The sequence below is a fragment of the Streptomyces sp. McG3 genome, assembly GCF_018619185.1.
Classification (GTDB): Bacteria; Actinomycetota; Actinomycetes; order Streptomycetales; family Streptomycetaceae; genus Streptomyces.
In genome coordinates, this window is record NZ_JAAXYC010000027.1 from 36,035 (window position 1) to 45,219 (window position 9,185).

At 71.9% G+C, this 9,185-nt stretch carries 7 protein-coding genes; all 7 read left to right on the top strand.

Annotated features, from left to right (window positions below; translation table 11 throughout):
- Positions 1–5: 5 nt before the first annotated feature.
- The gene (locus tag HET64_RS07210) at positions 6–239 is read left to right on the top strand and encodes a hypothetical protein (protein ID WP_215103217.1); all 234 of its coding nucleotides are present in this window, start codon (positions 6–8) and stop codon (positions 237–239) included.
- Between the two features lie 17 nt (positions 240–256).
- The gene (gatB, locus tag HET64_RS07215) at positions 257–1,765 is read left to right on the top strand and encodes an Asp-tRNA(Asn)/Glu-tRNA(Gln) amidotransferase subunit GatB (protein WP_215103212.1); all 1,509 of its coding nucleotides are present in this window, start codon (positions 257–259) and stop codon (positions 1,763–1,765) included.
- 94 nt (positions 1,766–1,859) lie between these two features.
- A complete protein-coding gene (locus tag HET64_RS07220) occupies positions 1,860–3,119 on the top strand; it encodes an SLC13 family permease (RefSeq protein ID WP_215103218.1) in 1,260 nt (419 codons plus the stop codon).
- 122 nt (positions 3,120–3,241) lie between these two features.
- Entirely contained in the window at positions 3,242–5,350 is a 2,109-nt protein-coding gene (locus HET64_RS07225; protein WP_215103213.1) for a phosphocholine-specific phospholipase C, read from the top strand.
- A gap of 189 nt (positions 5,351–5,539) precedes the next feature.
- Positions 5,540–7,801: an efflux RND transporter permease subunit gene (locus HET64_RS07230; protein WP_215103214.1), complete on the top strand. Its 2,262-nt coding sequence runs from the start codon at positions 5,540–5,542 to the stop codon at positions 7,799–7,801.
- Positions 7,779–8,336 carry a GNAT family N-acetyltransferase gene (locus HET64_RS07235; RefSeq protein ID WP_215103215.1) on the top strand — a complete coding sequence of 186 codons (558 nt, stop codon included), beginning with the start codon at positions 7,779–7,781 and terminating at the stop codon, positions 8,334–8,336. Before HET64_RS07230 ends, HET64_RS07235 begins: the two co-directional genes overlap by 23 nt.
- A gap of 71 nt (positions 8,337–8,407) precedes the next feature.
- Positions 8,408–9,097 (top strand): hypothetical protein, encoded by a 690-nt coding sequence (locus HET64_RS07240; protein WP_215103216.1) that lies wholly within the window; start codon positions 8,408–8,410, stop codon positions 9,095–9,097.
- Positions 9,098–9,185: the final 88 nt, after the last annotated feature.

The following is a 9,185-nucleotide window of genomic DNA, read 5'->3' on the forward strand; positions in this document are numbered from 1 at the left end:
GTGCCATGGCAAAGAAGGCCAAGAACTTCAAGAAGTCCAAGACGGGCGTGTACGTCGCGCTCGGCAGTACCGCGTTCGGCGCGATCAGCGTCGCCAAGCAGGCGAAGCTGGCCCGCAACGACAACGACATGCTGCGACTCGTCGACGCGGCCGTCTCCGCGGCCGCCATCGTCACCGGACTCGCGATCCTCTATCGCGAACTGAAGCGTCTCGGCGACGACGACGTTCTGCTGGGCTGAGAGGGATACGTTTCACCGTGACTGTCACTGACCTGGTGTCGTACGAGGACGCGCTCGCGTCCTACGACCCCGTCATGGGCCTCGAAGTCCATGTCGAGCTCGGCACCAAGACGAAGATGTTCTGCGGCTGCTCCACGGAGCTGAAGCAGGACGCCAACTCCCAGACCTGTCCGGTCTGTCTCGGACTGCCCGGCGCGCTGCCGGTCGTCAACGAGATCGGCGTGGAGTCGGCCATCAAGATCGGTCTCGCGCTCAACTGCGAGATCGCCGAGTGGTGCCGCTTCGCCCGGAAGAACTACTTCTATCCGGACATGCCGAAGAACTTCCAGACCTCGCAGTACGACGAGCCGATCGCCTTCGAGGGCTATCTGGACGTCCAGCTGGAGGACGGCGAGATCTTCCGGGTGCAGATCGAGCGCGCCCACATGGAGGAGGACACCGGCAAGTCGACGCACGTCGGCGGCGCCACCGGCCGTATCCACGGCGCGTCCCACTCCCTGCTCGACTACAACCGGGCCGGCATCCCGCTCATCGAGATCGTCACCAAGCCGATCGAGGGAGCCGGTGCCCGCGCCCCCGAGGTCGCCAAGGCGTACGTCGCCGAGCTCCGCGAGCTGATCAAGGCCCTCGGGGTCTCCGAAGCCCGCATGGAGATGGGCCAGATGCGCTGCGACGTCAACCTGTCGCTGCGCCCGCACGGCCGTGAGGCGTTCGGTACCCGTTCCGAGACGAAGAACGTGAACTCCCTGCGTTCCGTCGAGCGGGCCGCGCGCTTCGAGATCCAGCGGCACGCCGCCGTGCTGTCCTCGGGCGGCACCATCGTGCAGGAGACCCGGCACTTCCACGAGGAGGACGGCTCCACCACGGCCGGCCGCATCAAGGACAACGCCGAGGACTACCGCTACTTCCCCGAGCCGGACCTGGTGCCCGTGGCGCCGGCCCGCGCGTGGGTCGAGGAGCTCCGCGAGGGCCTTCCCGAGCTTCCCCGGCTTCGCCGGGCGCGGCTCAAGGAGGAGTGGGGCGTCACCGAGCACGACATGCAGTCGATCCTCAACGCGGGCGCGGTCGACCTGATCGTCGCCACGACCGAGGCGGGCGCACCCTCGGACCAGGCCCGCAAGTGGTGGATGGGCGAGCTGGCCCGTAACGCCAACGAGACCGGCCGCGGTCTGGACGAGCTGCCGATCACCCCGGCGCAGGTCGCCCGGGTGGCCGCGCTCGTCGCCGCGGGCGACCTCAACGACAAGCTGGCCCGCCAGGTCATCGAGGGCGTCCTCGCGGGCGAGGGCGACCCGGACACCGTCGTCGAGAAGCGCGGCCTGAAGGTCGTCTCCGACGAGGGCGCGCTGTCCACGGCCGTGGACGAGGCCATCGCGGGCAACGCGGCCATCGCGGACAAGATCCGCGGCGGCAAGGTCGCGGCGGCGGGCGCGCTCGTCGGCGCGGTCATGAAGGCCACCCGTGGCCAGGCGGACGCGGCACGCGTGCGCGAGCTGATCCTGGAGAAGCTCGGCGTCGAGGGCTGATCCAGCCGTCATCACCCCGAAGGGGCGGTGCACCCGCACAACGCGGGCGCACCGCCCCTTCACCCGTGAACCCCTCCCGTTCTGAGAGACCCCCCTGAACACCGTCACCGCCGAGCTCGTCTCCTTCGCCCTGCTCCTGGGCGTCCTCGCCTTCGCCGTGCTGCGCCCCCGGGGCCTGCCGGAGGCGACCGTCGCCGTGCCCGCCGCCGTCCTCGTGGTGGCCGTCGGGGCGGTTTCCTGGCCCGAGGCCCGCGAGCAGGTCGGCGAGCTGCTGCCGGTCGTGGGGTTCCTCGCCGCGATCCTGGTGCTGGCACAGCTCTGCGCCGACGAAGGGCTGTTCCGGGCCGCCGGGGATTTCGTGGCGCGTGCCTGCCGGGGGCAGACCCGGCCCCTGCTCGGCGGCGTCTTCGTCATCGCCTCCCTGATCACCGCCGTCCTCAGCCTGGACGCCACCGTCGTCCTGCTCACCCCGGTCGTCCTCGCCACTGCCGCCCGGGTCGGAGCGCGGCCGCGCCCGTACGTCTACGCCTGCGCGCACCTGGCCAACTCCGCGTCCCTCCTGCTCCCCGTCTCCAACCTCACCAACCTGCTGGCGTTCACCGCGAGCGGCCTCTCCTTCACCCGGTTCGCCGCGCTGATGGCGCTGCCGTGGCTCGCCGCCATCGCCGTCGAGTACGCCGTGTTCCGCCGCGCGTTCAGGGCCGACCTGGCCGCCGGGGCGCATGCGCCGGATCCCGACGCGGAGCGCACGCCCGTCCCCGTCTTCACGCTCGTCGTGCTGGCGCTGACCCTGGCCGGGTTCGTCGTGACCTCGTTCGCGGGCGCGGAGCCGCTGTGGGCGGCGCTGGCGGGCGCCGCCGTGCTGGGCGCCCGTGCCCTCGCCAAGCGGGAGACCACACCCCTCGCCGTCGTCCGCGCGGCCAACCCGCTGTTCTGCCTCTTCGTCCTCGCGCTCGGCGTCGTCGTCAAGGCCGTCGTCGACAACGGCCTCGGCGACGGGATAGCGGCCCTGCTGCCCGACGGCGACACTCTGCCGGCGCTGCTCGGCGTCGCCGTCGTCGCGGCGCTGCTCGCCAACCTGATCAACAACCTGCCCGCGATCCTCGCCCTGCTGCCGATCGTCGCGGCGGCCGGGCCAGGACCGCTGCTCGCCGCCCTGATCGGGGTGAACCTCGGGCCGAACCTCACCTACGTCGGGTCGCTGGCCACGCTCCTGTGGCGGCGCATCCTGCACGCCCACGGGGACGCCCCGGAGCTCGGCCACTTCACCCGGCTGGGACTCGCGACCGTACCGGCGACGCTGCTGGCCTCCACGCTCGCGCTCTGGGCATCGCTGCACCTCATCGGCGTGTGAGAGCCGGTTGGACTTCTCGCCCGACCTCTTGGACGTTCACCACCGGTCCGTGCGCAGTCCTTCCCGACGCCACCTGGGCTGACTAGCTTCCCGGCTGTAACCACCGGAACCAGGAGGCTCTTTTGACCACGGACATGTCACGGCGACGGCTCTTCGCGCTGGGCGGCGGCGCACTCGGCGCGGCTGCGGCCGGATCGTTCCTGCCGCCGTCGCTCCAGGCCGCCATCGCCGCGCAGCCCGCCCACGCGGGGTCCGGCGGGGGAGGCCTCGGCTCCATCAAGCATGTGGTGATCCTGATGCAGGAGAACCGTTCCTTCGACCACTACTTCGGGACCCTGCGCGGCGTACGCGGCTTCGGCGACCGCAACGCCATCGAGCTGCCCACCGGCGGAACGGTGTTCGAGCAGCCCGCCGCGGCCGGCTCCACCGTGCTGCCCTTCCCGGTGCGCGGGGCGGCCGAGGAGCAGAAGAAGGACCTCCAGTACATCGGCGCCCTCGACCACTCCTGGAACGGTGGCGCGAAGGCCTGGGGCGGCGGCTGGATGAACGGCTGGATCAGCGCGAAGACCGCGGCGACGATGGCGTACTACGACCGCCGCGACATCCCGCTCCACTACGAGCTGGCCGACACCTTCACCGTCTGCGACGCCTACCACTCCTCGGTCCACACCTCCACCAGCCCCAACCGCAACCACCTGTGGAGCGGGAAGACCGGCTTCGAGGCGAACGGGAAGCGGGCCGTCGGCAACGACGCGTACAACGAGGGGAGCCACCCCGGCTACGACTGGTCCACCTATGCCGAGCGGCTGGAGAAGGCCGGGCGCAGCTGGCGGACGTACACCGAGTGGGAGAACTTCACCGACAACCAGATCGAGTTCTTCGCCACCTTCAAGGCGATCGCCCGCAAGGCGCTGGCCAGGACCGGCGGGCACACCTACATGGAGGCCTTCTACGCCAAGGTCCGGGGCGCGTCCGAGACCGAGCGCACCCGGCTCCTCGGGCTGCTGGAGGAGGGCGTCGCCACTCTCGACCGGCGCGAGCGCAGCCTGTTCGAGCGGGGGCTGCGCCGGGTGCCGACCGGAAGCCTGGCGGACGAGTTCGCCAAGGACGTGGCGGCCGGGACGCTGCCGGCGGTCTCCTACCTGGTCCCCTCGGCGATCGACTCCGAGCACCCGAGCACCTCGTCGCCGGTGCACAGCGCCACCATCGTCTACAAGATCCTCGACGCGCTCGGCAAGCACCCCGACGTGTGCCGGCACACTGCCGTACTGATCAACTACGACGAGAACGACGGCTTCTTCGACCACGTCCCGCCGCCCGTCGCGCCCCCCGAGGTCACCGACGAGCAGTGGGAGGGCCGGCCCACCGGCCTCGGGATCCGGGTGCCGCTGCTGGTCGTCTCGCCCTGGACCGTCGGCGGGTACGTCTGCTCCGAGGTCTTCGACCACACCTCCGTCATCCGCTTCCTGGAGCGCTGGACCGGCGTGAAGGAACCCAACATCGGCGACTGGCGGCGGCGCGTCACCGGCGACCTGACCTCCGCCTTCGACTTCACCCGGGCCCGCCGGCAGCCCGCCGTCGAGCGGCCGGGGGCGATCCCGCCGATCGGCGGGCGCTGGCAGCCGAAGCCGCCCGCCGTCCAGCACCTCCCCGAGCAGGAGCCCGGCGCACGCCCGGCGCGCCCGCTGCCCTACCGGCCGGACGCCCGGGCGAGGCGGTCGGGCGACACCCTGCGCGTGGAGCTCGCCAACACCGGCCGGTCCTCGGCGCACTTCGCGCTGTACCCGTACGCCGGTGAGTTCCCGGCCCCGCAGCACAAGGACGTCCGCGACACCGCGCACTGGACCGTTCCGCTCGCCGGGGACGCGTACCGCTTCACGGTCACCGGGCCGAACGGCTTCCGGCGCGAGTTCGCCGGACCGGCCGACGGGGGAGCGGAGGTCGCCTCCCGCATCGACCACCGCGACCGCGACCTTCACCTCACCCTGCGCAACACCGGCCGCCGGACCCTGACCTTCCTGGTGCGGCCGCTCGGCTACGTCGACGAGGACGACGTACGGGACTGGACCCGCCGCGTCACGGTCAAGCCGGGCCGCAGCCGCGCGCTCGTGCACTCGGCGGCCGACGCCCACGGCTGGTACGACCTCGCCGTCACCGTCGACGGGGAGGACGGCTTCCGGCGGCGGCTCATGGGCCACATCGAGAACGGCCGCGCCAGCGTCTCCGGCTGACCCGGCCCGAGGGCCGCAGGGCTTGATCCGTTCCGTGTAGGGAACAGATCAAGCCCTGTGACCATGGCCACGAAACGGACAAAGGATCACGTTCTGCTGACAGAGTGACGGTCTCAGGTCATGAGACGTTTACGGGCAGATCACGCCATCTGTGGGTAAATGTTCACGAACCCGCAGGGAGCTCATCCGTTGGCTGCCATCGCTCGCTGGTGCATCAGGCACCGTCTCGTCGCCGTTCTCATCTGGCTCGCCGCCCTCGGCGGGACCGCCGCCGCGGCGGGCTTCGCGGGTTCCGCGTACTCCAACGACTACGAGGTCCCCGGTACCGAGTCCGGCCGCGCCACCGAACTCCTCTCCCGCGGCTTCACCGACCTCGGCGGCGACACCGACACCGTCGTCTGGCACACCACCGGCTCCACGGTCCGGGCCGCCGACGTCGAGCAGACCATGACCCGGACGCTCCACGCGATCGAGGAGCTGCCGGGCGTCGGCGCGGTCACCGGCCCCTACGGAGGCACCGGACCCGGCCAGATCAGCGAGGACGGCCACACCGCGTACGCCACGGTCACCTTCGACCACCCCGCCGACGAGATCCCCGCCTCCCGGGCGCAGGCCCTCGTCGACACCGCGAAGGGAGCCGAGGCCGACGGGCTCCAGGTCGAGCTGGGCGGCACCGCCGTCGCCCTCGGCGAGGCGCCCTCCGTCCACCTCGCCGAGGGCGTCGGCGTCGTCGTCGCGGCCGTCGTGCTCTTCCTCGCCTTCGGCTCGCTCGCCGCCAGCCTGCTGCCCATCGCCACCGCCCTGGTCTCCGTGGGCACCGCCTACGCGGGCATCGTGCTCCTCGGCCACGTGATGACCGTGGCGGACTTCGCCCCGATGCTCGGCATGCTCATCGGGCTCGGCGTGGGCATCGACTACGCCCTCTTCATCGTCACCCGGCACCGCAGAGGCCTCCGGCGCGGGATGTCGGTCGACGAAGCGGCGCAGAACGCCGTCACGACCACCGGGCGCGCGGTCGTGTTCGCCGGGGCCACCGTCTGCATCGCCCTGCTCGGCATGCTGATCCTGCGGCTCGGCTTCCTCAACGGCGTCGCCATCGCCGCCTCGCTCACCGTCGTCCTCACCGTGATGGCCTCGGTCACGCTGCTGCCCGCGCTGCTGTCCCTCATCGGGATGCGGGCGCTCAGCCGCCGCGAGAGGCGACAGCTCGCCGAACACGGGCCGAGGCCCGAGCTGCCCACCGGGTTCGCCGCCCGCTGGTCCGCCTTCGTGGAACGGCACCCCAAGCTGCTCGGTGGCATCGCGGCCGTCGTCATGGCGGTGCTCGCCCTGCCCGCCCTCGGCCTCCACCTGGGCACCTCCGACCAGGGCAACAACCCGGCCACCGCCACCACCCGGCAGGCCTACGACCTGATCGCCGACGGCTTCGGGCCCGGCGTCAACGGCCCCCTCACCATCGCCGCCCAGCTCGACGGCGCGGACGACCGGCTCGCGCTGGACTCGCTGCCCGAGGAGCTGCGCACCACCGAGGGCGTCGCGTCCGTCAGCCCGGTCACGTACAACAGCTCCGGCGACACCGCCTTCCTCACCGTCGTCCCCGACTCGTCCCCCCAGTCGCAGGACACCAGCGAGCTGGTCGACCGGATCCGGGACGACGTGCTGCCGCCGGTCCAGGACAACACCTCGCTGGAGGCCCATGTCGGCGGGGTGACGGCGAGCTACGACGACTTCGCCGAGATCATCGTCGGGAAACTGCCGCTCTTCGTCGGGGTCGTCATCTCACTCGGCTGCCTGCTCCTCCTCCTGGCGTTCCGCTCCATCGGCATCCCGCTCAAGGCCGCCGTGATGAACGTGGCCGCCGTCGCCTCGTCCTTCGGCGTCGTCGTGGCCGTCTTCCAGTGGGGCTGGGGGAGCGAGCTGCTCGGCCTCGGCAGCGCCGGGCCCATCGAGCCCTTCCTCCCCGTGATCATGGTCTCGGTCCTCTTCGGCCTCTCCATGGACTACCAGGTCTTCCTGGTCGGCCGGATGTACGAGGAGTGGCTGGAGACCGGCGACAACCGGCGGGCCGTACGGGTCGGCCTCGCCGAGACCGGCCGGGTCATCAACTCCGCCGCCGTGATCATGATCTCCGTCTTCCTCGCCTTCGTGCTCAGCGGCGACCGGGTCATCGCCATGTTCGGCATCGCTCTGGCCACCGCCGTCGCCCTGGACGCCTTCGTCCTGCGCACCCTGCTGGTGCCCGCCCTGATGCACATGCTCGGCGGGGCGAACTGGTGGCTGCCGGGCTGGCTGGAGAAGCGGCTGCCCAGGATCAGCATCGAGCCGCCCGACTGCGTACCGCTCCGTGCGAAGATCCCGGAGGCACGCGGTACGGGTGCCGAAGAGGGCGCCGGACCGGTGATGGTCCGGCCCGCCGAGGAGGAGCACGATGTTCGCCGTATCCCTGGGTGACGACGGGGCACAGCTGTGCCCGCTGGAGGTCTGGCAGGCGGAGGAGCTCCTCGCCCACATGGACCGGGCCCGGGAGCTGGTCGACGCCTGGATCCCGCTCGCCTCGTCCGTCACCGAGCTGGACTCGGCGCGCGCCCTGCTCCAGCGGTACGCGGAGAAGCAGGCGACGGACACCGGGCGGCTGTACGGCATCCGGCTGGACGGCGTCCTCGTCGGCGGCGTCCTCTTCCGGATCTTCGACGCGGAGTCCGGCACCTGCGAGATCGGCGTGTGGCTGGAGCCCGCCGCCCAGGGCCGCGGGCTGATCACGCGCGCCGCCGAGCGCCTGATCGACTGGGCGGTGCACGAGCGCGGCATGCACCGCGTGGAGTGGGTCGCCTCCGCCGCGAACACCAGGTCGATCGCGGTGGCGAAGCGGCTCGGCATGGCCCGCGACGGGGTGATGCGGCAGAACTACCTCCACCGGGGCGTACGCCACGACTCCGAGATCTGGTCGGTCCTCGCCCCGGAATGGCGGGCCCGCACCGGGCGCTGAGCCCAGGCCCGGGCCCTTCCCGGGCCCCGGCGTTAAGCGGGCTCTCATCCGGGCCCCCTAGCGTGCGGCGCATGAACACCACCCCCTCCAAGACGACGACCCCGTCCACGACCACCCCGCCCGCCGGGACGACCGACCCCGCCGATGGCACCGCCCACGCCGTCACGGAGGAGGCGACCACCAAGGAATCCCTGGTCAAGGGCCCCGCGAAGGACTCCGCGACGAAGGACGCCACCGGTACGCCGTCCGACGCCGCCGACTCCGGGACGGCCCCCGACGACGACCTCGCCGCGCAGTCGGACGACGAGGACGATGCCCTGGAGCCCGACCCCTTCGACGAGGCCCGGCACGGCGTCGGCGCGGGCGCGGCGGCCGTCGTCTCCGCCGCCCTCGGCATCGTCGCCCTGACCGGCGCGTGGACCGGCCGGGTCGCCGCCGAGCGCGAGACGCTCATCGGCCAGATCCAGACCTCCGGCGGCGGCGGCAGCGCGGCCCAGCAGATCTCCGAGATCTACGGGGACGCCTGGCACACCACCGCCCTGGTCAACGGCGTCTTCGCCGTCCTGGCCCTGCTCGTCGGTGTCTTCGTCCTGGTCCGCCCCGCCTTCGGTACCCCCTCCGAGCGTCCGCAGCCCACCTGGATCCGCGCGGTCGCCCTGGCCGGTGTCGCCCTCGGCGCCATCGGCGTGCTGATCTCCGCGGGCATGTACTTCGACCTCTTCGTCTCCCTGCCCACCGCGGGCGCCCCGGCCGGCGGCTGACCACGGTCCGAGGCCTCGTAGAGCACGGGGCCCGGGCGTGTCCGGCGGGCCGGGTCACGATCCGCCGGACACTCCCTAAGTCCCCCGC

What these genes read in the sequence shown, in the direction of transcription:
- HET64_RS07210 (WP_215103217.1), top strand. Translation starts at nt 6, where the DNA reads ATGGCAAAGAAGGCCAAGAACTTCAAGAAGTCCAAGACGGGCGTGTAC.
- HET64_RS07235 (WP_215103215.1), top strand. Translation starts at nt 7,779, where the DNA reads ATGTTCGCCGTATCCCTGGGTGACGACGGGGCACAGCTGTGCCCGCTG.
- HET64_RS07240 (WP_215103216.1), top strand. Translation starts at nt 8,408, where the DNA reads ATGAACACCACCCCCTCCAAGACGACGACCCCGTCCACGACCACCCCG.